The sequence below is a fragment of the Bosea sp. OAE506 genome, from assembly GCF_040546595.1.
GTDB lineage: Bacteria > Pseudomonadota > Alphaproteobacteria > Rhizobiales > Beijerinckiaceae > Allobosea.
The window spans coordinates 4,648,370-4,670,498 of sequence record NZ_JBEPOB010000001.1 but is presented as its reverse complement, the minus strand read 5'-3'; the positions used below and the strand labels follow the sequence as shown (position 1 = coordinate 4,670,498).

At 68.7% G+C, this 22,129-nt stretch carries 20 protein-coding genes and 1 tRNA gene; 13 read left to right on the top strand and 8 right to left on the bottom strand.

Annotation, left to right across the window (positions count from 1 at the left end; translation table 11 throughout):
• Nucleotides 1-37: 37 nt before the first annotated feature.
• The 5 genes from ABIE41_RS22680 to ABIE41_RS22660 all read right to left on the bottom strand — a co-directional run bounded on the left by ABIE41_RS22680 (nt 38) and on the right by ABIE41_RS22660 (nt 4,890).
• Nucleotides 38-1,537 (bottom strand): tripartite tricarboxylate transporter permease, encoded by a 1,500-nt coding sequence (locus tag ABIE41_RS22680; protein ID WP_465247101.1) that lies wholly within the window; start codon nt 1,535-1,537, stop codon nt 38-40.
• Nucleotides 1,538-1,541: 4 nt separating this feature from the next.
• The gene (locus ABIE41_RS22675) at nt 1,542-2,060 is read right to left on the bottom strand and encodes a tripartite tricarboxylate transporter TctB family protein (RefSeq protein WP_192642470.1); all 519 of its coding nucleotides are present in this window, start codon (nt 2,058-2,060) and stop codon (nt 1,542-1,544) included.
• Nucleotides 2,060-3,049, bottom strand: a complete 990-nt coding sequence (locus ABIE41_RS22670; RefSeq protein ID WP_192642469.1) for a LysR family transcriptional regulator — start codon at nt 3,047-3,049, stop codon at nt 2,060-2,062. Before ABIE41_RS22670 ends, ABIE41_RS22675 begins: the two co-directional genes overlap by 1 nt.
• 151 nt (nt 3,050-3,200) lie before the next feature.
• On the bottom strand, nt 3,201-4,118 hold the full coding sequence (locus tag ABIE41_RS22665; protein WP_354193173.1) for a DMT family transporter: 918 nt from the start codon (nt 4,116-4,118) through the stop codon (nt 3,201-3,203).
• 109 nt (nt 4,119-4,227) lie between these two features.
• Nucleotides 4,228-4,890, bottom strand: coding sequence for a glutathione S-transferase family protein (locus ABIE41_RS22660; RefSeq protein WP_192642468.1), 663 nt, complete (start codon nt 4,888-4,890; stop codon nt 4,228-4,230).
• 352 nt (nt 4,891-5,242) lie between these two features.
• Here ABIE41_RS22660 and mgtE point away from each other — a divergent pair, with 352 nt between their 5' ends.
• Nucleotides 5,243-6,637, top strand: coding sequence for a magnesium transporter (mgtE, locus tag ABIE41_RS22655; RefSeq protein WP_192642467.1), 1,395 nt, complete (start codon nt 5,243-5,245; stop codon nt 6,635-6,637).
• Nucleotides 6,638-6,683: 46 nt separating this feature from the next.
• On the opposite strand, the gene ABIE41_RS22650 is transcribed toward mgtE, so the two are convergent.
• Nucleotides 6,684-9,698 (bottom strand): sensor histidine kinase, encoded by a 3,015-nt coding sequence (locus tag ABIE41_RS22650; protein ID WP_192642466.1) that lies wholly within the window; start codon nt 9,696-9,698, stop codon nt 6,684-6,686.
• 269 nt (nt 9,699-9,967) lie between these two features.
• Between ABIE41_RS22650 and ABIE41_RS22645 the strand changes: the two genes are divergently transcribed.
• From ABIE41_RS22645 to ABIE41_RS22625, 5 genes are all read left to right on the top strand, one after another.
• Nucleotides 9,968-10,363: a phasin gene (locus ABIE41_RS22645; protein WP_192642465.1), complete on the top strand. Its 396-nt coding sequence runs from the start codon at nt 9,968-9,970 to the stop codon at nt 10,361-10,363.
• Nucleotides 10,364-10,502: 139 nt separating this feature from the next.
• A complete protein-coding gene (locus ABIE41_RS22640; RefSeq protein ID WP_192642464.1) occupies nt 10,503-11,516 on the top strand; it encodes a phasin family protein in 1,014 nt (337 codons plus the stop codon).
• Nucleotides 11,517-11,653: 137 nt separating this feature from the next.
• Nucleotides 11,654-11,730 (top strand) — tRNA-His (locus ABIE41_RS22635).
• Between the two features lie 196 nt (nt 11,731-11,926).
• Nucleotides 11,927-12,364: an Hsp20 family protein gene (locus ABIE41_RS22630; RefSeq protein WP_192642463.1), complete on the top strand. Its 438-nt coding sequence runs from the start codon at nt 11,927-11,929 to the stop codon at nt 12,362-12,364.
• 94 nt (nt 12,365-12,458) lie between these two features.
• Complete coding sequence (locus ABIE41_RS22625) at nt 12,459-12,725, top strand: BQ00720 family protein (RefSeq protein ID WP_192642462.1); 267 nt, start codon at nt 12,459-12,461, stop codon at nt 12,723-12,725.
• Nucleotides 12,726-12,730: 5 nt separating this feature from the next.
• On the opposite strand, the gene ABIE41_RS22620 is transcribed toward ABIE41_RS22625, so the two are convergent.
• Nucleotides 12,731-13,507: an alpha/beta hydrolase gene (locus ABIE41_RS22620; RefSeq protein WP_192642461.1), complete on the bottom strand. Its 777-nt coding sequence runs from the start codon at nt 13,505-13,507 to the stop codon at nt 12,731-12,733.
• Nucleotides 13,508-13,647: 140 nt separating this feature from the next.
• On the opposite strand from ABIE41_RS22620, the gene ABIE41_RS22615 reads away from it, so the two are divergent.
• The 7 genes from ABIE41_RS22615 to rplT all read left to right on the top strand — a co-directional run bounded on the left by ABIE41_RS22615 (nt 13,648) and on the right by rplT (nt 21,176).
• A complete protein-coding gene (locus ABIE41_RS22615) occupies nt 13,648-14,877 on the top strand; it encodes a glycosyltransferase (protein WP_192642460.1) in 1,230 nt (409 codons plus the stop codon).
• Nucleotides 14,878-15,025: 148 nt separating this feature from the next.
• Complete coding sequence (gene infC, locus ABIE41_RS22610; protein WP_066720171.1) at nt 15,026-15,568, top strand: translation initiation factor IF-3; 543 nt, start codon at nt 15,026-15,028, stop codon at nt 15,566-15,568.
• Nucleotides 15,569-15,617: 49 nt separating this feature from the next.
• Nucleotides 15,618-16,412: an aldolase gene (locus ABIE41_RS22605; RefSeq protein WP_354193166.1), complete on the top strand. Its 795-nt coding sequence runs from the start codon at nt 15,618-15,620 to the stop codon at nt 16,410-16,412.
• A gap of 129 nt (nt 16,413-16,541) precedes the next feature.
• Nucleotides 16,542-17,597: a DUF1176 domain-containing protein gene (locus tag ABIE41_RS22600; protein ID WP_192642458.1), complete on the top strand. Its 1,056-nt coding sequence runs from the start codon at nt 16,542-16,544 to the stop codon at nt 17,595-17,597.
• 222 nt (nt 17,598-17,819) lie between these two features.
• On the top strand, nt 17,820-20,390 hold the full coding sequence (locus ABIE41_RS22595) for a chemotaxis protein CheW (protein ID WP_192642457.1): 2,571 nt from the start codon (nt 17,820-17,822) through the stop codon (nt 20,388-20,390).
• Nucleotides 20,391-20,566: 176 nt separating this feature from the next.
• Nucleotides 20,567-20,767 carry a 50S ribosomal protein L35 gene (rpmI, locus tag ABIE41_RS22590; protein ID WP_069054318.1) on the top strand — a complete coding sequence of 67 codons (201 nt, stop codon included), beginning with the start codon at nt 20,567-20,569 and terminating at the stop codon, nt 20,765-20,767.
• Nucleotides 20,768-20,795: 28 nt separating this feature from the next.
• Complete coding sequence (gene rplT / locus ABIE41_RS22585) at nt 20,796-21,176, top strand: 50S ribosomal protein L20 (RefSeq protein WP_192642456.1); 381 nt, start codon at nt 20,796-20,798, stop codon at nt 21,174-21,176.
• A 154-nt stretch (nt 21,177-21,330) separates the two neighbouring features.
• Here the strand turns inward: rplT and ABIE41_RS22580 are convergent, their stop codons facing one another.
• Nucleotides 21,331-22,110 (bottom strand): LOG family protein, encoded by a 780-nt coding sequence (locus ABIE41_RS22580; protein ID WP_192642455.1) that lies wholly within the window; start codon nt 22,108-22,110, stop codon nt 21,331-21,333.
• Nucleotides 22,111-22,129: the final 19 nt, after the last annotated feature.

The following is a 22,129-nucleotide window of genomic DNA, read 5'->3' as shown; positions in this document are numbered from 1 at the left end:
GGCAAGGTGGGGCCGCGCCAGGGGCGCGGCAAGCCCGTCATTCGGTGAACACTTCGTCGCGCTTCTTGTTGATCGACGGCAGCAGCGCGATCACGAGAATGGCGACGGCGACGATCAGCAGCCCGGCCGAGATCGGCCGCTCGACGAAGGTCATGAACGACCCGCGCGAGATGATCAGCGCCTGGCGCAGCTTCTCTTCCATCAGCTTGCCGAGCACGAAGCCAAGCAGCATCGGCGCCGGCTCGAAGCCGAGCTTGATCAGCAGGTAGCCGAACAGGCCGAACATCGCGGTGAAGGCCACGTCCACCGGCTGGTTGTTCACCGAATAGATGCCGATGCAGCAGAAGATCAGGATCGACGGGAACATCAGGCGGTAGGGCACCTGCAGCAGCTTCACCCAAAGCCCGACCAGCGGCAGGTTAATGACCAGCAGCATCAGGTTGCCGATCCACATCGAGGCGATCATGCCCCAGAACAGCTCGGGGTTCTTGGTCATGACCTGCGGGCCGGGGATGATGCCGTGGATGGTCATCGCGCCGACCATCAGCGCCATCACCGCGTTCGGCGGAATGCCGAGCGTCAGCAGCGGGATGAAGGCCGTCTGGGCACCGGCATTGTTGGCCGATTCCGGACCGGCCACGCCCTCGATCGCGCCCTTGCCGAAGCGGGACGGGTCCTTGGCGAGCTTCTTCTCGAGTGTGTAGCTCGCGAAGGGGCCGAGCACCGCGCCATTGCCCGGCAGGATGCCGAGAATGCCGCCGAGGAAGGTGCCGCGCAGCACCGGAGCGGTCGACTGCTTGATGTCGTTCCAGTCGGGCAGGAGCCGCCCGATCTTGGTCTTCACCACGTCGCGCGTCTCGGGGTTCTCGAGATTGCGCAGCACCTCGGCGAAGCCGAACACGCCCATCGCCAAAACGGCGAAGTCGATGCCGTCCGCCAGCGGCGCGAAGCCGAAGGTCATGCGCTCCTGGCCGGTCTCGAGGTCGGTGCCGACGGTCGAGAGCAGCAGGCCCAGCATGATCATGCAGAAGGCCTTCAGGATCGAGCCGCGCGCCAGCACGACCGCGAAGCACAGGCCCATCACCATCAGCGAGAAATACTCGGCCGGGCCGAAGAGCAGCGCGAGCTTGGTCAGCGGCGCGCCGAGCGCGGCGATAAACACGGTCGCGACGCAGCCGGCGAAGAAGGAGCCGAGCGCCGCCGTGCCCAGCGCGACGCCGGCGCGGCCCTGCTTGGCCATCTGGTGGCCGTCCAGCGTGGTGACGACCGAGGTCGCCTCGCCGGGGATGTTGACCAGGATGGCCGTGGTCGAGCCGCCATACTGGGCGCCGTAATAGATGCCGGCGAGCATGATCAGCGCGCCCACCGGATCGAGCCCGAAGGTGATCGGCAGCAGGATGGCGATGGTGGCGATCGGGCCGACGCCGGGCAGCACGCCGATCAGCGTGCCGACGAGGCAGCCGGCGAAGCACAATGCGAGGTTCTGCAGCGACAGCGCGACGCCGAAGCCGAGCGAGAGGTTGGCGAACATATCCATCAGATCAGATCCCCAGCAGCCACGGTGCCAGCGGGATCGGCAGCGAAAGCGCGTATTTGAACAGCAGGGCGCAGGCGGTGCTCATGGCGACCGCGAAGATCACGAGTTCCTTCGGGCGGAAATCATCCGCCGCCAGGCCCGAGATCAGGATGACGAGCGGGCCGGCGACCGCGAGGCCGAGCTGAGGCACATGGATCGGGCCGATGTCGAAACCGCGGATGCACAGCCCGAAGACGCAGGCCGCGCCCAGCACGAACAGCACGCCGCGCCATGACCAGCCCGAGAGCTGCTCGCCGTGGAAGCGCAGGCTGGAGATCACCAGCAGCGCGCCGAGGAAGGCGCAGATCACCGCGAAGGACTTCGGCAGCATGCCCGGTCCGAGCTGGCGCAGCGTGCCCATGGGCAGGTCGCTAGAGAGCACCAGCGCGAGCCCAGCCAGCAGCATCATGAACACGCCGGCGGCGAGATCCTGTGTGGATCGGACGCGGATGCCCTGCGCCTTTTCGATTTTGTTCAAGCTCATCAGGCTCCTCCGACAGCCGACCCGACGAGGCGGGCCGTTCGTTTCAGCTTCGTGGCGGGAATGGCGAAGGGCAGGACCTGCCGCTCGTCGATCAGGGTGACGCTCTCCCGCAGGATCGCGAGGAAATCGTCGCGGGCGTCGAGCCGCTGCTGCGGCCGCCAGGCGATGCCGACCAGCGCGCCGGGCGGCGGCGGGTCGAGCAGCGCGCCGCGCAGACGGCGCATCGTGACGCCCGGGAAACTCAGGCGCGAGACCCAGTCTGGTGCCAGCGCCATGCCGAGCCCGGCCGCGACCGCCGACATCATCGCCGGCTTCTCGGTCGCCTCCAGGGTGACGTTGGGCACCGCGCCGACGCTCTCGAAATAGGCCATCACCAGATCATAGGCGAAGGGCCGGATCCGCTTGGAGGGCACGACGAAGGGCTCGCCGACCAGATCCTGCATCGTCAGATGCTCGCGTGCCGCCAGCGGATGCGCCTCGTTCAGGACGACGATCGGCCGCTCGACGCGCAGCACCTCGAAGGCGCAGTCGGTCGGCTTGCGCGGCGGCCGGGTCAAAGCGAGGTCGAGCTTGCCCGTCTCCAGCATCTGCACCAGAGCGGCGGTCATCGCCTCGACGAATTTGATCTGCACGCCGGGATAGCGCTCGCGGAAGGCGACCAGCGCCTCCGGCACGAAGCTGGACGAGGCGGCGTCGATGGCGCCGATGCGCAGCACCTTGCCGGACGCCAGCGAGGCCTCGCGCACGGCCCGCGAGGCATGCTCCATGCGCCCGAGAATGCCCTTGGCCTCTTCCAGCATGATCAGCCCCGCGCGCGTCAGCGCGACCTGCCGCGTGGTGCGCGTCAGCAGGCTGCAGCCGAGTTCTTCCTCGAGCGCGCTGATCTGTCGGGAGAGGGCGGGGGGAGCGAGGCCCAGCCGCTCAGCGGCACGGCCGAAATGAAGTTCCTCCGCCACTGCGATGAAACATCGCAGATGCCTGACGTCCATGAGTGTCCCTCTGGTCCCCTCTGGCGTATCGTTGACCGATATCTTCCAGTGCTCGTCGCGAAAGCCGATAGCGGCTCATGCCGCGAAAGCGACCCTAGAACAATTCATAATTTATTGGCAATAAACCGCCGCGTCTCCGGATGGGGACCAGTCACGAGGCTGTGGATGGGCGCATCACCTGCAGGATTCTCCCGTCGATCAGCGCGAGCCCGAAGAAGATCGCCGCCATGCCGGCGAAATGGCGCGGCAGCAGGCTTTCGCCGAGAAGTCCGACCCCGAGCAGGATTGCGCTGACGGGGATCAGGAAGGTCACCAGCACGACGTTGCTCGGCCCGGCCGAGCGCATGACCTTGAAGAAGATCACATAGGCCGCCGCCGTCGAGATCAGCGCGAGTCCCAGCAGGGCGAAGGCCGTCTGCGCCGTGGGCAGGGGCAGGGCCCAGGGTGGGCTCGCCACCAGCACGATCGGCAGGGTCATCAGCGTCGAGGCGCTGAGCTGCCCGGCGGCGCTGACGAGCGGCGGCAAGGCGCGGAAGCGCCGGCCATAAAGCCCGGAGAAGGCGTAGGACACCGTCGCGCCGATGCAGGCGAGCTGTGCCAGCAGGTTGAGGCCGAGCCCCGAGAGCGCATCCGGCCCGATCAGGATCGCGACGCCGGCAAAGCCCGCAAGGATGCCGGCGAGCTTGCGCGGCGTCGCGCGCTCGCCGCCGAAGGCGTGCATCACCAGCACGGTGAAGATTGGCGTCATCGCGTTCAGGATCGAGGCGAGCCCGCTCGGGATCTGCTGCTGGCCCCAGAGAAAGAGGCTGAACGGAATCAGGTTGTTGAGCACGCCCATGCCGAAGAAGGCGAGCCAGATGCTCCGGCCCACCGCCATCGAGAGCCCCGCCAGCCGCACCGCGAGCAGCAGCGCCAGCGCCGCCAGCCCGACCCGGACGAGCAGAACCGGCAGCGGCGGCCATTGCGCCAGCGCCAGCGCGTTGAAGAAGAAGGACCCGCCCCACAGCACCGAGAGCCCGGCCAGCATCAGCCAGTCGAGCGTGGACATCCGGGTTGGCAGGGCAGGCATGGGCATGGTCATCGCGGCATCTGTCCGTCCCGGACCGTCAGCCCGCGTCAGTAGGCTCCGGGCGGCCGTGCGGCCACCCGGATCCTGTCATCCCGAATGCGGCTGCGGCTCAGGCGGCTTCCGCGTCGCGCGCCGTCCACATCGCCTGGAAGGCGGGGCGGGCATGGCAGGCGTCGAGCCAGGCCTTCACATGCGGCGCCCCCTCGAAGAGCTGCGCCGCCGGCTTGGCGTAGCGGATGATCTCGGCGACGTTGATGTCGGCCACCGTGAAGCGTCCGCCCATGACGAAGCCGCCGCCCGCGGCCAGCGCCTTGTCGAGCACCGCGAAGGGGGCCGGCAGCGCGGCGAGTGCCGCCTCGACCAGCTTGGGATCGCGCTTCTCCGGCGGATAGGCCGCCATGTGGTACTGGATGTTGAGCGCATGGCTCTCGACCGCCGTGCTCGCCCAGAGCGACCACATCACCGCCAGCCCTTCCTCCTGGGCATCCTTGGGCGCCAGCGGGCCGCCATGCTTACGCGCGAGATAGAGGTTGATCGCCAGCGATTCCTGCAGCTTGAAGCCGCCATCGTCGATCGCCGGGATCTGCCCCTTCGGATTGACCGCGAGGAACTCCGGGCTCTGCGTGTGGATGGGCGCGCCCGGCGCCTTCGGGTCGGGTAGGCGGTAGACCTGGATCACCGGGACATGGGTGAAGGCGAGCCCGAGCTCGTTGGCCAGCCAGATGTTGCGCGAGGCGCGCGAGCGGTAGCAGCCATAGATCGTCAGGGTCATCGGAAGGGCTCTCCATCGGGCCGGCGCCACCCGGTCATCGGGCGGCGGCCGCACCATAGGAGGCGCCCCGCGCCACGCCAATGCACGTCCGCTCCGGCCTGCCCATGCGCTGAGGGCAACGCCGTTTCGCCGATGCCGCATCGCCCGCTCGATTGACCCGGCCGCCGCGCGGGAGCAGGGGATACGGCACGGCAGGCCGGCTCGGCTCGCCGCTCACCAGGAACCCTATCCCGATGCCCAGCGACAGTCCCAGTCGACCGTCGATGCCGTCTGCCGCCGACGCGCAAGCCTGACCGGGACGCCCCGGCTCGCCCGTGATCGGCCCTGACGGCCGATCACGAGGAACAAGCCGATGAACGAGATCGTCGATCGCGACACCATCCGCGGCGCCAGCGTGCCGGCGGACCTTCTCGCCCACACCCTCGCTGCGAGCCTCGCCAGCGAGCACGTCGCCGACATCGTCGAGACGCTCGAGGATCAGGGCGCGCGCAGCGCGGCCGCGATCCTGCTGGCGCTGCCCTTCGAGCGCGCCGTCGAGGTTCTGGACGAGCCTGCCTTCGAGACGGCCCCGGCCGTGCTCGCCCTGCTGCCGGAGGAGCGCGCCGCCGCCTTCCTCGACGCCATGTCGGCGGATCGGGTGACGGACGTGCTCGCCCGCACGGACGGGCCTGCCCGGGCGCGGCTGCTGCGGCGCCTCGATGCGCCGACCCATGCCGCAGTGACGCGGCTGCTGACCTATCCGGAGGGCAGCGCCGGCTCGCTGATGACGACCGAGTTCGTCAGCGTCCCCGCCGACTGGACGGTGGCGCAGACGCTGCGCCACATCGGCACGGTCGAGCGCTCGCGCGAGACCGTCTACTCGATCTATGTCCGCGATCCCGCCAGCGGCGTCCTGCTTCACGCCGTGCCGCTGCGGCGGCTGCTCAGCGGCGATCCGGGCGCCGCCATCACCACGCTCGCCCCCGCCCACAAGCCGGTCACCGTGACGCCCGGCGCGGACCGCGAGGACGTCGCGCGGCTGATCTCGAAATACAATCTGCTGGCGGTGCCGGTGGTAGACGTGGCCGGCCATGTCATCGGCATCGTTACGGTCGACGACGTGATCGACACGATGATCGCCGAGACGACCGAGGACGTGCAGAAGCTCGGTGGCATGGAGGCGCTGAACGAGCGCTACGACCAGATCGGCTTCCTGACCATGATCCGGAAGCGGGCCGGCTGGCTCTCGATCCTGCTCGTCGGCGAGATGCTGACGGCCTCGGCGATGCAGGTCTTCGAGGCCGAGCTGGAGAAGGCGATCGTGCTCGCGCTCTTCATCCCGCTGATCATGTCCTCGGGCGGCAATTCCGGCTCGCAGGCGACCTCGCTGATCATCCGCGCGCTGGCGCTGCGCGAGATCTCGCTGAAGGACTGGTGGCGCGTCGCCCTGCGCGAACTGCCGACGGGAATGACGCTGGGCGCCATCCTCGGCGCCATCGGCATCGCGCGGATCGTCGCCTGGCAGAAGCTCGGTCTCTACGATTATGGCCCGCACTGGCTGCTGGTCGCGGCCACGATTGGCGCGACGCTCGTCTGCATTGTCACCTTCGGCTCGCTGACGGGCTCGATGCTGCCCTTTGTGCTGAAGCGGCTGGGTTTCGATCCGGCCTCGGCCTCGGCGCCTTTCGTGGCGACGCTGGTCGATGTCACCGGCCTCGTGATCTATTTCGGCGTCGCCGCCGCGATCCTGACGGGCACGTTGCTCTGAGAGCCATGAGAGGGGGCCGGCTCGACGCCGGCCTCCCGAGGCCGCCTCAGCCCGCCAGCACGCGCTGCGGCGGGAAGGTGATCTCGACCAGCGTGCCCTCTTTCTTGACGGAGGTGATCGACATGGCGGCGCGGTTGGCCTCGACCAGCGCCTTGGTCAGCGGCAGGCCCAGACCCGTACCGCCGGCGCGCCGTGTCGTCGGCACCTGGCGGAAGGGCTCGAGTGCCAGCTCGATCTCTTTGTCGTCCATGCCGATGCCGGTGTCGCGGACCCGCAGGATCGCCTCGCCCTGGTCGCCCAGCGCGGTGGAGATGATCACCTGACCGCCGGCATCGGTGAACTTCACCGCATTGGAGAGCAGGTTGATCACGATCTGCCGGATCGAGCGCTGGTCGGCGACAACCGGCGGCAGCTTCGGCGAGAGCCCTGAGCGCAGCACGACGCGGCCGCGCTGCGCCTCCGGCTGCAGCAGGCTGACCGCCGAGAGCGCGATCTCGTTGAGATTGACGCTGACGAAGTCGAGATCGAGCTTGCCGGCCTCGATCTTGGCGAGGTCGAGCAGGTCGTTGACCAGGCTGATGACGTAGCCGCCCGACTGGTGGATGTCGCGCAGATATTCCTTGTAGCGCTCATTGGCGATCGGCCCGAAACGCTCCTCCGCCATGACCTCGGCAAAGCCGATGATCGCGTTCAGAGGCGTGCGGATCTCGTGGCTGATCTTGGCGAGCACGTCGGATTTCTGGGCGCTGGCCTTCTCGGCCGCCTTGCGCGCCTCGACCAGCTCGCCCTCGGTCTTCTTCCAGGCGGTGATGTCGCGCAGCACCGCGCAGAAGCGCCGCTCCGTGCCTTCCGCGATCTGGCCCATGGTCATGAACAGCGGGATCTTGCCGCCCTGCCGGACGCGGCCGACGACCTCGCGGCCGTCATTCATCACCGAGGCGACGCCGCCGCCCTTCAGCCCCTCGAGATAGTCCAGCGCCGGCGCATGGCTCTCGCCCGCGAAGAGCAGCGTGAACAGCTCGCCCGTAACCTCGCGCTGGTCGTAGCCGAACAGCGCCTCGGCGGTCTTGTTGAGCGAGAGGATGCGGCCGCGCTCATCCACCGTGACGACGCCATCGGTGGCGGTGTCGAGCATCGCGACGAGCTCGGCGATGCGCGCGTCGCGCACATCGGCGTCGAGCCGGAGCGCCTCGACGCGGGCGGCGCTTTCGAAGGCTTCAGCCTCGAACTCGGCCGCCAACTCCGCCTCCTCGGCCTCCTCCGGCGTTAGCACCGGCACCTCGCCGCCACCATCGGGATGGCGGAAGGCCATCAGCGTGGCAGCTTCCCCCTGCCAGAAGACGCTGGACAGCACGGCATCGACCTTGACCAGATGCCCCAGCCGGTCGAGCAGCGTCATCGCGCCGCCATCGGTGCGCTCGGCGTCCTTGATCAGCCGGCTAACGCCGCCGCCCGAGGCAAGGTCGTCGAGATCGGCATAGTCGAGCAGGTCGAGCATCGTCCGGTTGGCGTAGAGCGGCGTGTCGTCGCGGTTGACCAGAACCGCGATCGGCAGCTTGTCGAGCAGATCGGCATGGGAATTGGTCCGGCGCGGCTTTGCCGCCGCCGCCCTGCCGCCGTCGGGCCGACCCTCGGGCGCGGCAGCCGCCGGCTCGGCCTGGGCATCGGCATCGGTGGATGCGGCGGCCTCCCTGTCCTTCAGGCGCAGCGGTGCAGCCGGTGGCAGGCGCGGCGCCGCCGTCTCGTCGTCCCCGGCCATGCGGGCGCCCAGCGCCTTGGCGATCTCGCGGAAGGCGTTGCGCTCTGCGGAGCTGAGATGGGTCTTGGACGGCTCGATGATCGGCCGCACCGGCGCCAGATGGCCGTTGCGCAGCGGCACGATGTTGCCGGGCGCCGCCGGAGCAGGCGCAGTGCCGGCATCGCCCGACGCGTTCTCCTCGGTTGCCGCGCTCGGCTCCACGGCGGGTGCCGTGGCAACCGCGTCGTCGTCCGGGTCGGAGAAAGCCGCCAGATCGGCCGGATCGGCCTCGTCCTCGGCGGGCAGCTGAGCCTCGTCCGCGATCGTCTCGTCGACAGCCTCGGCTGCGGTCGCGGCGGAGACATCCTCCTCCTCGATCATCGCCTCGGCGGGGGCCACCACCGCGGCATCGAGCGCCTCGACCGGATCGGGCTGGAGCAGAGGGGCCTCGACCACTTCGTCCTGAGGCTCGATGGGCGCGTCCGGCTCGGCCTCCGTCAGCGACTGCGTCGGCTCTGGCGCGGGGAAGGCCTCGCGCGCGCCGGGCCTGACCAGCCCGAAGCCGCGGAAACCGGCGACCTGACGTGCGGCGTCGAGCACCGGCACGCCGGACAGTTCGACACGCGCGCCCTCATCCGGCCCCGTCCGCCAGAGGATCTCGTGCCCGCTCCAGGTCGTGCTGCCGGTCAGCCGGGCGAGCAGCCCGCCCGTACGGTCGGCAATCGTCGCGCCGATCAGTTCGGACCAGAGGCGGCCCGTGAAGGAAGAAACGGCCTCGGGGCCTGCAAGCTCCACGAGATTCGCCGACAGGCTGGTGATGCGGGCCTCGGTGTCACTCTGCCAGAGGAAGCGGATGGCGCGAGCAGGGGGAACTGCGTTCGCAATGGGCGCCGGTTCGGCCGCAGCGAGGGGCGCGGGTTCCTGCGCGGGGGCGGCGGGGGGCGGGGGGGTGATTCCCAGCCGCCGCAATTCGGAGGCCTGGATTGCGAGCGCCAGCACGGGGCCGGCTTCGTCTCCGTCCAGAAGCTTGCAGCCGCAGGTCACCAGCGTCGCCGCGAAGCCAGAGGTCAGCCGCAGCCGCTCGAGCCGAACGCCCTGCCGCGAGGCCAGGCCACCGGCGAGGAGGGCCAGCCGCTGCCGAGTCGCCGCAGGCAGATTGCCGCTCGTGGCGAGCAGAACCTGCGCCGCCGCATTGGCGTGGCCCGGCCTGTCGGCCTCCCGGTCCCAGAGCAGCAGTGCGCCGTCGGCCGCGAAGGAGGCGAGATGCTCGTCCGCCGCCGCTGCCGTTCCCAGCCCTGCCCAGTCCCGTCCGGCCTCGCTCATGCCTGCCTGCTCTCGGTTGGCGCCCTCAAGCTCGGCGCCATTATGCCTAACAAAGCCTTAATAGCGGCCAAATCCTCCTGGCGCCATGAGTGCAGGTGCGCCGTCCCGTCCCGACTCGAAACAGCGTTAACGCTGGCGGGCGGATCGCGCTAAGATTGTCATTGCGGCGCAATAATGATATTGCACCGCACAATAAAGATGGAGCCGCGGCCGGTGCAGCCGGCCGGGAACGGCTTTCAGGATAGCGGCGCTCAACAGGAGGACCACCCATGGCAATCAAGACCCCTTACGAAGTCCCCACCGAGATGCGCGAATTCGCCGAGCGCAGCGTCGAGCAGGCCCGCAAGGCTTTCGACGGCTTCATCGGCGCCGCCGCCAAAGCCGTCGATTCGGCTCATGGCTCGGCCGAGACGGCGCGCGTCAGCACGCATGACGCCGCCCGCAAGGCGATCTCCTATGCCGAGAACAATGTCGCGGCCGCCTTCGACCTCGCCCAGAAGCTGGTGCAGTCCAAGGACATCACCGAGGTCATGGCGCATCAGTCAGAGTTCATGAAGGCGCAGATGGCCGCGCTGCAGGCGCAGCTCAAGGAAATCGGCACGGCCGCGCAGGATGTCGCGACCAAGACGGCCGAGACCGTGGCGAAGGCCGCCAAGCCCAAATAAGCCTGATACCGACGACGCGGCCGCCGCCCGGCGGCCGCGACTGCGCCGACTGGTCATCCGGACAGAACCGGCGCGCCCCCCGGACGGACGGCCACAGCGACCGGCCGCGCCGTCATTGCCGCGCTGAAGGAGAACCGCGATGGTCAAGCCCGCCCCGACCCGCACCAAGTCGAAGGCCCCGGTCAGCCTGTCTCCCGTCAAGGCCCTTTCGGGCCCGCTGCCGGCCGAGCCCGCCGCTCCGAAGGCCCCCGCCGCTCAGACGAGCATGCCCAAGGCCGCCGAGGCGCCCAAGGCTGCCGAGGCGCCCAAGCCCGCAGATGCCCCCAAGCCTGCTGCAGCATCCAAGCCTGTTGAAGCATTGAAGGCTACGGAGACATCCAAGCCCGTCGAGATGTCGAAGCCTGCGGTCCTGGCCAAGCCCGCCGAAGCGCCCAAGGCATCGGCGGCCACGGCTTCCTCCAAGCCACTTCCTGCCAACCCCGTCTCTGCCAAGCCCGTGGCGGCCGCACCCGTGGCGAAGACGCCTGCGCCCCCGGCGGCTCCCGCTCCGGTCGGCAAGGTCGCGGCCAACGCTCCCGCCGCCAAAGCTCCCGCCGCCAAAGCCCCGGTGAAGGCGGCGGCCCGCACCAGCGCGCCCGCCAAGGTCGTGTCGGCTCCCGCGCCGAAAGCAGCGCCCGCCAAGCCCGTCGCGCCGGTCGTCGCCGCGATCAAGCCGCAGGCTGTCGCCAAGGCGGTCGAGAAGGTCGCGAACACTGCCGTCGAGTCGGCCGCCGCGGCGACCGCCACCGTGACGAAGCTGGCCGAGAAGACGATCGAAGCCGCCGCCGCGAAGGTCGAGGCGAAGCCGGCGCCTTCGCTGGCCGCGATGCCGCTGCCGCGCCCGCCCGAATTCGCCGCGATCGCCACCGGCACGGTGATGACGCAGACGCTGGCGATGGCGAAGGCCTTCGGTGCGCTGCAGGCGAGCATGCTCGACCATGCCTGCTCCGAGCTCCAGGCGCGTCTGGGCGAGGCCGAGACGCTCGCGCGCACCGACAGCGCCGCCGATGCGGTGGCGCTTCAGGCCAAGGCCGTGCGGCGCTCCTACGAATCCTATGCCGAGCATCTGAAGGAACTCGCGCGCATCGCCGGCAAGGCGATCGGCAAGCCCTGAGGAGAGCGGCGAACGGGCGCGTGGAGAAGGGCGGAAAAAGCCCATGAATCGCGGGTTGCATTCCCGCGGTTCCGGCTCTAGGTTCCGCGCCGCCGCCGATCTCGCGAAAGCGACCGATCGCCACGCGCCGGGTGCGGGCAGCCATAGCTCAGTTGGTTAGAGCGCTAGATTGTGGATCTAGAGGTCCCCCGTTCAAGCCGGGGTGGCTGTACCACCCGTCCCGCCCCGTTTCCGCGACGTTCCACCGCCCCGGTGGGGTTGCTGCGGCTCTTGAAGCCGCCCCACGGATCGCCATATCGTTGAGCAAGCGGAAGGGCTTCGCCTTCCGCCCGCGGGGCGCCGGATGTCTGGGCCCCGGTCGATCGGGAGCGCCCTCGCGGGCTCCGGCACCGTCAGGCAAGGTCCTGGGAATGACGCGTACGCCCAGTCTGTCCCATCCGTTTCTCCTCGGCTTCGACGACATCGAACGCGCTCTGGACCGGGTCGCGAAAGGCGCCAGCGAAGGCTACCCGCCCTACAACATCGAACGGCTCGCCCGCTCCGGCGATGAGCCGGACCGGCTCCGCATCACGCTTGCTGTGGCCGGCTTCGCCCGCGACCAGCTCGAGATCACGCTGGAAGAGAACCAGTTGACGATCCGGGGCCGCCAGATCGACGACAAGACGCGGCAGTTCCTGCACCGGGGCATCGCGGCGCGTCAGTTCCAGCGCAGCTTCCTGCTGGCCGATGGCATGCAGGTGCTGGGCGCGGATCTGTCGAACGGCCTGCTGGCCATCGATCTCGTCCGCCCGGAACCGGAAAGGCTTATCCGGCGTATCGATATCGTCAGTCGCGACGAGCCTGTTTGAAGGTCACGAAGGATGCGAGCGCGGTTTTTGCATCCGTTCATGATTGAGATCGTAATCTTGTAACCGCACTCGCACTGCTCTGAAGGAGGGCGCGATGAACGAAGACAGCACGATGATCCGGATGACCCCCCTGACCCCTGCGGAATTCGCCGCGCTGGGTACGGGCGAGGTTGCCTATCTCAAGTCGATGACATCCGACGAGCTGCTGCGGATCTTCCCGCAGGCGCCGGAGATCCAGTCGGGCCTGCAGCTCTTCGCCCTGCTCTCGGCGGATGGCGCGCCGATCCTGGTGACCGATTCGCGCGAGGCGGCGACCGCTAACGCCTGGGAGCATGACCTGCGGATGGTCAGCGTCCACTGACGCGCTCAGGGCGCGGTCGCGATTCCCGCGACCGCCGCCTGCAGGCGCAGGATGTCCTGCGCCGTCGAAAGCCGGTGGTCGCCGTCCTTGATCAGCGTCAGGCTGACGGCGTCGCCCGACAGATGCTCGACCAGCTTCAAGGCCTGGCGCCAGGGCACGTCCGGATCCTGCATGCCCTGCAGGATGTGCACGGGGCAGCCGGTGCGGATCTCCGACCCGAACATCAGGTGACGTCGCCCATCCTCGATCAGGGCCCGCGTGATCGGGGTCGGCTCCGGCGAATACTCCGACGGGCGCATCCAGACGCCGTCGCGCAGGATGGTCTGCCGGATCGCTTCCGGCATTTGCGCCCACATCAGCTCTTCCGAGAAGTCGACCGCCGGCGCGATCAGCACGAGGCCGGCTGGCGCCAGCGCCGTTCCCAGCAGCCGGCGCGACGCCAGCAGCGCCAGCCAGCCGCCCATCGACGAGCCGACGAGAATGGGGCGGGCAGCGCAGCGAGCCTCGATCGCCGACAGCGCGTCTTCGAGCCAGTGCGACAGCGTCCAGCGGGCGAAGTCGCCGCCACTTTCGCCATGGCCGGCATAATCGAAGCGCAGGAACGGCCGGCCGGTCTCACGTGCCCACTGCGCCAGAGCCTCGGCCTTGGTGGCGCGCATGTCGGAGCGGAAGCCGCCGAGCCAGACGACCGGCGCGCCCTCTCCGGGCTGCGAGAGGAGGGCGAGGCGGCGGCGATCTTCGCCGTCTCCGACCTCCAGCCATTGCGGTGCCTCGCGCTCCAACGCAAATCTCCTGTGACGAATCGGCGGTTCGGCGCGAATATAGGCTGCCCGACACGCCCCTGGGCAGGCATAGTCGCGCCGACGAGAACAGGCGCGGGCTCGACCGCGCAGCGACAAGGTGGCGTTTCAGAACGGTGAATATGTCTTTTCAGCCCGGCGCGCATCTGTCCCTGCCTTCGACCGAGTCCCATCCGCTGGTCGGGCGGACGATCCTCCAGATCATCCCCGATCTCGAGGCGGGCGGGGCCGAGCGCACGACCGTCGACATCGCCAAGGGCCTGACCGATGTCGGTGCCCGGGCGCTGGTGGCGACCGAAGGTGGCCGTCTGGTCGCCGAACTGCAGGCCAAGGGCGGCGTCTGGCTGCCGTTCCCGGCCGCGTCGAAGAACCCGCTCGCCATGGCGATGAACGTGCGCAGGCTCGTGCTGCTCTGCCGGCAGGAGGGCGTCGAGCTGATCCATGCCCGCTCGCGTGCCCCTGCCTGGGTGGCGCTGGCCGCGGCGCGGCTGCTGCGCCTGCCCTTCGTCACCACCTATCACGGCTCCTATGCCAGCCGTTCGGCCGTGAAGACGCTCTACAATTCGGTGATGGCGCGCGGCGACGTCGTCATCGCCAACTCGGCCTATACGGCAGAGCTGATCCTGGCCAAGCACGGCTTCGCCCGGGACCGTATCCGCGTCGTCAACCGCGGCACCAATTTCTCGGCCTTCGCGCCGCAGGCGGTCGCGCCCGAGCGCATCCAGGCGCTGCGCACCGGCTGGGGCATCCGGGCGCATCAGCAGATCGTGCTGCTGCCCGGCCGGCTGACGGGCTGGAAGGGCCAGCGCGTGCTGATCGAGGCCGCGCGGATCCTGCGCGACGGCGGCGACACCGACACCGCCTTCATCCTCGCCGGCGACCACCAGGGGCGGGACGGCTATGTCCGCGAGCTCGACCAGCTCATCGCCAGGGCGGGACTGGAGGGGCGGGTGCGCCGCGTCGGGCATTGCAGCGACATGCCGGCCGCCCTGCTCGCCGCCGCGGTCGTCGCCGTGCCCTCGACCGAGCCCGAGGCCTTCGGTCGTGTCGCTGTCGAGGCGCAGGCGATGGGCACTCCCGTCGTGGTCTCCGATCTCGGCGCCGTGCCCGAGACGGTGCTCGCCCCGCCGCAGACACCGCCCAACGAGCGCACCGGCTGGCGCGTCCCGCCAGGCGACGCCGCGGCGCTGGCCGACGCCCTGTCGGGAGCGCTCGCCCTGCGCCCTTCCGCGCGGGACAACCTCGCTTTGCGGGCCCGTCGCCATGTCGAGCGACACTTCTCGCTGGAGACGATGGTGGGCGACACGCTCGACGTCTATTGCGCCCTCCTCGAGGGCAGAGGCTCGGATTGAGCCGCCAGCCCTTGCCGAAAACGCGCGCGATCCCGATCTAGGGACCATTCGTCACAGGCTGCCGGCCCTCGTCCATTGACAACGCGCGTCTTTGTGCAATGTGTCTGGCCATGGGCGCCTGAAGCGCCGTTCACAGGAGAATACAGCCATTCGTCGTCCTTTCCGTGCCGCTCCGACCCCGACCAAAGACGGTCCGCGCTCCAATCGCGACATCCGCGGCGTCCGTGAGGTTCAGCTCATCGACGATACCGGCGCCAATCGCGGCGTGGTGTCGTTCTTCGAGGCATTGAAGATTGCCGAGGATGCCGGTCTCGACCTCGTCGAGATCGCCCCCAACTCCGTGCCTCCGGTCTGCAAGATTCTCGACTATGGCCGCTTCCGCTTCCTGGAGCAGAAGAAGGCCGCCGAGGCGCGCAAGAAGCAGCGCACCATCGAGATCAAGGAGATCAAGCTCCGTCCCGGCATCGACAAGCACGACTACGACGTCAAGATGAAGGCCATGCTCGGCTTCTTCGAGGAGGGCGACAAGGTCAAGGTGACCCTGCGCTTCCGTGGCCGCGAGATGGCCCACCAGGATCTCGGCGTGAAGGTGCTCGAGCGCGTCAAGGCGGATCTCGCCGAGACCGCGAAGGTCGAGAGCGACTGGCAGCTCGAAGGCCGCCAGATGGTCATGGTGCTGGCGCCGCGCTAGAGCGCTCGCGCCATGCAATCGGCATCAGGCCCGGCCCCAGTGCCGGGCCTTGTCATGTCGGGGCCAGCGATGCTTGGGTCGCAGCGACCCGACCGAACCGCGAGCGCCTGCCATGACCCAGCCCAGCATCACCAGCCAGCGCCGCGATCTCGCCGCCGCCTTGCGCCTCGCCGCGAAGTTCGACCTGAACGAGGGTATCTGTAACCACTTCTCGGTTGCGCTGCCGGATGGTCCGGACGGCCGCCCGCGCTACCTGATCAACCCCTATGGCGTTCACTGGTCGGAGATGAGGCCCTCGGACCTGCTGCTGATCGACGAGCGCGGCCAGGTTCTGGAAGGGGAGGGCGAGGTCGAGGCGACCGCCCGCAACATCCACATCGCCGCCCACAAGGCCAATCCGCGCCATGTCGCCGTGCTGCATGTCCACATGCCCTATGCGACCGCACTGACCATGGTCGAGGGCGGGCGGCTCGAGATGGCGCACCAGACCGCCTGCCGCTTCCATGGCCGGACGCTCTATGTCGACCATTTCGGCGGGCTGGCGCTCGACGAGAGCGAGGGCGAGGCCATCGTCGCCGCCAACAAGGCCGAGGCCGGCGCGGACATCACCTTCCTCGCCCATCACGGCGTCACCATCGGCGGTCCCTCGGTGGCCGTCGCTTTCGACGATCTCTATTTCCTCGAGCGCGCCTGCCGCCAGCAGGTGCTGGCGATGTCCACCCGCCGGCCGTTGAAGCTGATTCCCGACGCCGAGATCGAGGCCACCGCACGCGAATGGCGCCAGGTGCTGGTCTTCCAGTCGGAAAAGCACTTCGAGGCACTGCGGCGAATCGAAGGGCTCTGACCGAGCGTCACTTTCAGGTTCTCCCTCGCCCGGTCCTTGAATAATGTGACCCTGGACGGACCGGCGCTTGCGACAGGCGCGGCCGCTGCGGGGGGCAGGAATATGGGGTCGAATGGATTTGCGACGGCGTTGGCCGCGCTATTGCTGGCAGCCGCATCCGCGGGGCCGCTCGCAGCCCAGACGCCCCCGCCCGCCCAGGCCCCGGCGCCGGCCAAGCCCGACGAGACCAAGCTCGACCTGAAGCTCTTCGACAAGGCGGAGGTCGACCGCTCGAAAGGCTGCTCGGTTGCGCTGTGGCAGGCCAACCGCGACCCCGACAAGGACCGCTACGCCTTCATCTTTTCCGAGGCCCTGAGCGGCCAGAACCACGCCCGCCAGCCGGCGCGCATCAAGGTTGGCGAGAGGATCCTGACGCTGACGCGCGTGGCGATCGGCGGCAAGGTCGGCGGCTACGGCCTCTACCCCTACCAGCTCTACAAACTCGGCGCCGATGACGGCTTTGCCGTGCTCGACCTCAAGCTCGGCGAGATCGAGGGCGAGGCGGTGGAAATCGAGAGCGGCACGCTGACCGTGTCGATGGCCGGCAAGCAGCAGGCGCGTGTGCCCGTGAAGGGTGGGGCCGGCTGCATGACCGCGCCCGCGGCAGCCCCGCCCCCCGCGGCCCCGCCTGCGGCTGCTGGGGCGCCTGCGGGTCTGGACGGCATCTTCAGCCGCTACGCCGTCAGGCCCGCCCAGATCCCGCGCACGCTGCCGGCGACGCTCAAGAGCCGTTTCGGCTGCGACCCGGATATGTTGAAGACCGGCGTCACCGGCTTCCAGATGTCGGAGGAATCGGCGATCTGGGAACTCCCCTGCCAGCGCTTCAACATCCAGGCCAATGCCGTCTATGCGCTGGTCTACCTGCCGGAGCCGGCGCAGAATCTGCGCTTCCTGAGCTTCAAGGCTCCTCCCGGCAAGAAGCGCACGAGCGCTCCCGCCGAGCTGATGTCGCCGGAATGGGACGTGAAGACCCGCACCGTCACCGGCACGGCGCTCGGCCGCAGCGATGGCGATTGCGGGGTCTATGAGCGCCATCGCGTTGGCGCCGACGGAGAATTCGTCCTGGTCGAATACCGTGAAAAGGTCGCTTGCGACGGCAAGACGACTAAGCCGGAGCAGTTCCCGCTCGTGTATCGGGCGCGCTGAATGCTCACATTGACGTAAAGTCACTTGTCATTGCCGCGCCTTTCGCGCGGGCGCCTGCTTGAAATTTATGCAGCGAGACCTTCGCGAGCGGATGCGAATCAGCGCGGTTGATGATCTTCTGCCGCCCGCGTCGCAGCCGGTCGGCTGCGATTGCTCGCGTCCCTCGTCCGGTGCTGGACCGACGGGCGACGGCCTACCGGAGGCGCCTGCGACTTGCCTACGATGACTGGAGGACCCGAGATCGATCCGGCGCTCGCCGGCCTGATCCGGCACATGCGCGCGATCGACGACTACCGGCAGGTCTTCGACCGCCTGCAGGCGTCCTGGGATACGCTGACGTTGCTCGGTCAACTCTCGGGCAACGCCACCGAGATGTCGGGCACGCGCTCCGCCTTCGAGAAGCTCACTGCGAGCCTGCTCGGCCATCTCGCCAAGGAGACGCGGGACAAGGTGATGACCGATCTGCGCATCAAGGCGCAGAACGCCATCGACGTGCTGGTCCGCAATCTCTTCGAGCGCACCGCCGATATCGGCTTCCTCGCCGCCGACACCGACATCCGCGAGATGCTGGAGGCCCCCAATTCGTCCGAGGCGCGGGCGGCGATCGAGGCGCGCTTCCGCGACTATGTCGCGAAATACTCCGTCTATTCCGACATCGTGCTGGTCGACCGCGACGGCGCGATCCGCGCCCGTCTCCAGCCGCATGCGGCACAGCAGGCGCGCCACCCCCTGATCGACGAGGCCCTGACCTCGACCGGCGCCTATGTCGAGCATTACGGCGTCGTCGACTTCGTCGCTGACGAGAAGGCCCTGGTCTATGCCTGGCGCGTCGAGGATGCCGCCAAGCGCCCGCTCGGCGTACTCGTCCTTGTCTTCCGGCTCGCCGACGAGATGGAGGGCATCTTCCGCAAGCTGCTGCCCGAGCATGACTGGACCGTGCTGGGCTGTGTCTCCCCGGAGGGCGACGTCATCGCCGGCTCCTGCCCGATCCAGCTTCCGGCCGGGCTGAAGCTCTCGCCTTCGGCCCTGCAGGGGCGCGATCCGGTGATCCGCCTCGGCGGGCGGCAATATCTCGCCATGGCCTGCGGCACGGCCGGCTATCAGGGCTATATGGGCCCCGGCTGGCTCGGCCTCGGGCTGATCCCGCTGGAGGCCGCCTTCGACCAGGACGACGGCGAACTCGGCAAGGGCATCGACGAGGACCTGCTCGCCGCGGTTACCAGCCAGGCCGGGCTGTTCTCGGCCGAGCTGCGCAACGTCTCGCGCCAGGCGGCGGCGATCCAGGGCGATCTCAACCGCTCGGTCTGGAACGGCTCGATCCGCCAGGCCGGCTCGACGGCCGCCAATGCCGCTTTCTCGAAGATACTGCTCTGGGAGATCTCCAGCGCCGGCCGCAAGACACAGGCGGTCTGCGACGCCTCGATCGGCGATCTGCACCGCACCGTCGTCGCCGCCATCATGGAGAAGTGCCGTTCGCGCGCCGCCTTCGCCATCGACGTGATGGACCGCAATCTCTACGAGCGCGCCAATGACTGCCGTTGGTGGGCGCTAAATGCGAGCTTCGCCCGCGTCCTCGCGGCGCCCTCGCCGGAGGGGCGCCGGCTCTGCGGCGAGATCCTCGCCACGATCAACGCGCTCTACACGGTCTACAGCAACCTCATCCTGTTCGACACGCAGGGTGTGGTCGTCGCCGTCTCGCAGCCTTCGCAGGCTCATCTCGTCGGGCAGTCGCTCGAGGCCGAATGGGTGGCCCGCACGCTCGCCCTGCGCACAGGCCAGCACTATGCCGTCTCCGGATTCGAGCCGACACCGCTCTATGATGGGGCGCCGACCCTGATCTACACCGCCGCGGTGCAGAGCCCCGTCTGCGGCAGGGCGCTCGGCGGCATCGCTATCGTCTTCGATTCGACGCCTCAATTCGCCGCCATCCTCGCCGATTCCCTGCCGAAGGCCGAGGACGGCGCCGCCCTGACGGGCGCCTTCACCATTCTGGTCGGCAGCGACGGCCAGATCCTCTCCTCGAGCGACCCGCGCTTTGCCGTCGGCGATGCCAGTCCCCTGCCGGTCGACCCCGCGGCGCTGGAGCGGGACGGCGACCTCGCCGCCATCCGCAGCTTCGAAGGCAAGCACATGGCGGTCGGCGCCGCGCTCTCGAAGGGCTATCGCGAGTACAAGACCAGCGACGGCCACCGTGCCGATGTCGTGGCGATCTGCGCCGTGCCGCTCGGCATGGTTGCGGCCGACAGCGCGGCCCGCCCGGCGGCGGGCGCCGCCTCGGTCGCTCTGGCCGCGCAGAAGCCGGCCGACGGCGTCGAGGCCTTCGAGGTCGCGACCTTCCATATCGGCCGGCACTGGCTCGGCGTGCGGGCCCGCGACGTCATCGAGGCGGTCGATATCGCCGGCCTCAAGCCCTCGGCGAGGAAGGCGGGAGACGGCCTGCTCGCTGGCTACAAGCTGCATGAGGGCCAGCCGGTGCCCGTTCTGCGCCTCGCCCGGCTCCTCGGAATTCCCGATGCGTCCTCCGACGAGCAGCAGATCGTCATCGTGCGTGCGGCCGGCCGCACGCTGGGCCTGATCGTCGATGCGCTCGGCCTCATCCCCGAGATCGCGGCCTCGGAACTCCAGCCATTGCGCGACCTGACCTCGAAGACCGATGTCCCCGCGCTCGGCGTCGTCGCCACCCGCAACGCCCGCGGCGAGCCGGCGGGCATGCTGATGCTGCTCGACGTCGACCGCCTCGGCGCACGCCTGCAGGGCGAAAGCGGCCCCGCGCTGGTCCAGGCGGCGGAGTAGGGCGGGGCGGCCTGGCTCGCCCGCACCCTCGCGCTTGCCAGCCTGCGCCTTTTCTGTCATACGCGCGGCCTTCGATCGCCCGGCTGATAAGGGCTGCCGTGGCGGTCGATCTTTGCTTCCCGCAAGCAAACATGAAGCGGCGCCGTTTGCGCGCTCGCGACCTATGAGGAGCGAAAATGCCCAAGATCAAGACGAAATCGGCCGCCAAGAAGCGGTTCAAGATCACCGGAACCGGCAAGGTTATGTACGCCCAGGCCGGCAAGCGTCACGGGATGATCAAGCGGACTAACAAGCAGCTCCGCAATCACCGCGGCACCACCGTCCTCTTCGAGGGCGATGCGGCCAACGTGAAGAAGTATTTCCTCCCCAACGGCTGACGCCCCCTAATCTTCCGGAGATCATGATATGGCTCGCGTGAAACGGGGCGTAACGTCCCATGCCAAGCACAAGAAGACACTCAAGGCCGCCAAGGGCTTCTATGGCCGCCGCAAGAACACGATCCGCGCCGCCAAGGCGGCCGTCGATCGCTCGATGCAGTACGCCTATCGCGACCGCAAGAACAAGAAGCGCTCGTTCCGCGCGCTCTGGATCCAGCGGTTGAACGCGGCGGTGCGCGAGCACGGCCTGGTCTACTCGATGTTCATCAACGGCCTGCACAAGGCCGGCATCGAGCTCGACCGCAAGACCCTCTCGGCGATGGCCATCGACGACGCTGCCTCCTTCACGGCGGTGGTCGAGGCGGTCAAGGCCGCGCTCGGCTCCGAGGCGGAAGCCAAGGCTGCCTGAGCTTTCAGGCCCTGACGAGATACGAAAAAAGGCCGGCAGTGATGCCGGCCTTTTTGTTTGCTCAATGTCGTCATTCTCGGGCGTAGCGAAGCGGAGAGCCGAGAATCCCTTGAAGGAGATGCTCGGGTCTTCGCCCGAGCATGACGCGGATGCTCTAAGTCTGCACGCCGTCTTGCGTCGCCGGGCGCCAATTGTCTCCCGCGCCCTCGACGATGCGGGCATAGGCCTCCTCCGGCGTATCGGCATAAGCGAAGAGCGCGAGGTCCTGCGCCCGGATCAGCCCCGCCTGCGCCATCACCTCGAGGTTCAGCAGCGCCTGCCAGTAGGCCCGGTCGTAGAGCACGATCGGCACCGGGCGCATCTTGCCGGTCTGAACCAGCGTCAGGATCTCGAAGAGTTCGTCCAGCGTGCCGAAGCCGCCGGGGAAGACCACCAGCGCGGCTGCCCGCATGGCGAGATGCATCTTGCGCATCGCGAAATAATGGAAGCGGAAGGTCAGGTCCGGCGTCGACCAGGCATTGGGCTCCTGCTCGTGCGGCAGGGTGATGTTGAAGCCGATCGAGAGCGCGCCGGCCTCCGTCGCACCGCGGTTGGCGGCTTCCATGATGCCTGGCCCGCCGCCGGTGGCGATGACATGGTCGCGCCCGAGATCGCTCGCCGCCAGCGCGCCGCCACGTTCGGACGCCAGCTTCGCGAAGGCGCGGGCCGCGTCGTACCAGGCGTTGCCCTCGCGCACCCGCGCCGAGCCGAAGACGACGAGCGTCGAGAGGATGCCGCGGGCGCGTAAGTGGTCCTCGGCCTTCTGGTATTCGAGCATGAAGCGCACGCCGCGCGTCGAATCGCCGAGGATGAAGTCGGGGTCGAGCGCCGCCAGGCGGTAGGAGGGCGAGGCCTTCTGCGCTGTGCTGTCGGGCATGTCTGTCTTGTCGGGCATGTCTTGCGAATCCGGTGGG

What these genes read in the sequence shown, in the direction of transcription:
- ABIE41_RS22660 (WP_192642468.1), bottom strand. Translation starts at nt 4,890, where the DNA reads ATGACCCTGACGATCTATGGCTGCTACCGCTCGCGCGCCTCGCGCAAC.
- ABIE41_RS22630 (WP_192642463.1), top strand. Translation starts at nt 11,927, where the DNA reads ATGACGCGTACGCCCAGTCTGTCCCATCCGTTTCTCCTCGGCTTCGAC.
- ABIE41_RS22680 (WP_465247101.1), bottom strand. Translation starts at nt 1,537, where the DNA reads ATGGATATGTTCGCCAACCTCTCGCTCGGCTTCGGCGTCGCGCTGTCG.
- ABIE41_RS22650 (WP_192642466.1), bottom strand. Translation starts at nt 9,698, where the DNA reads ATGAGCGAGGCCGGACGGGACTGGGCAGGGCTGGGAACGGCAGCGGCG.
- ABIE41_RS22645 (WP_192642465.1), top strand. Translation starts at nt 9,968, where the DNA reads ATGGCAATCAAGACCCCTTACGAAGTCCCCACCGAGATGCGCGAATTC.
- rpmI (WP_069054318.1), top strand. Translation starts at nt 20,567, where the DNA reads ATGCCCAAGATCAAGACGAAATCGGCCGCCAAGAAGCGGTTCAAGATC.
- ABIE41_RS22665 (WP_354193173.1), bottom strand. Translation starts at nt 4,118, where the DNA reads ATGCCTGCCCTGCCAACCCGGATGTCCACGCTCGACTGGCTGATGCTG.
- ABIE41_RS22595 (WP_192642457.1), top strand. Translation starts at nt 17,820, where the DNA reads ATGACTGGAGGACCCGAGATCGATCCGGCGCTCGCCGGCCTGATCCGG.
- ABIE41_RS22640 (WP_192642464.1), top strand. Translation starts at nt 10,503, where the DNA reads ATGGTCAAGCCCGCCCCGACCCGCACCAAGTCGAAGGCCCCGGTCAGC.
- ABIE41_RS22580 (WP_192642455.1), bottom strand. Translation starts at nt 22,110, where the DNA reads ATGCCCGACAAGACAGACATGCCCGACAGCACAGCGCAGAAGGCCTCG.
- ABIE41_RS22615 (WP_192642460.1), top strand. Translation starts at nt 13,648, where the DNA reads ATGTCTTTTCAGCCCGGCGCGCATCTGTCCCTGCCTTCGACCGAGTCC.
- ABIE41_RS22625 (WP_192642462.1), top strand. Translation starts at nt 12,459, where the DNA reads ATGAACGAAGACAGCACGATGATCCGGATGACCCCCCTGACCCCTGCG.
- mgtE (WP_192642467.1), top strand. Translation starts at nt 5,243, where the DNA reads ATGAACGAGATCGTCGATCGCGACACCATCCGCGGCGCCAGCGTGCCG.
- ABIE41_RS22675 (WP_192642470.1), bottom strand. Translation starts at nt 2,060, where the DNA reads ATGAGCTTGAACAAAATCGAAAAGGCGCAGGGCATCCGCGTCCGATCC.
- rplT (WP_192642456.1), top strand. Translation starts at nt 20,796, where the DNA reads ATGGCTCGCGTGAAACGGGGCGTAACGTCCCATGCCAAGCACAAGAAG.
- ABIE41_RS22670 (WP_192642469.1), bottom strand. Translation starts at nt 3,049, where the DNA reads ATGGACGTCAGGCATCTGCGATGTTTCATCGCAGTGGCGGAGGAACTT.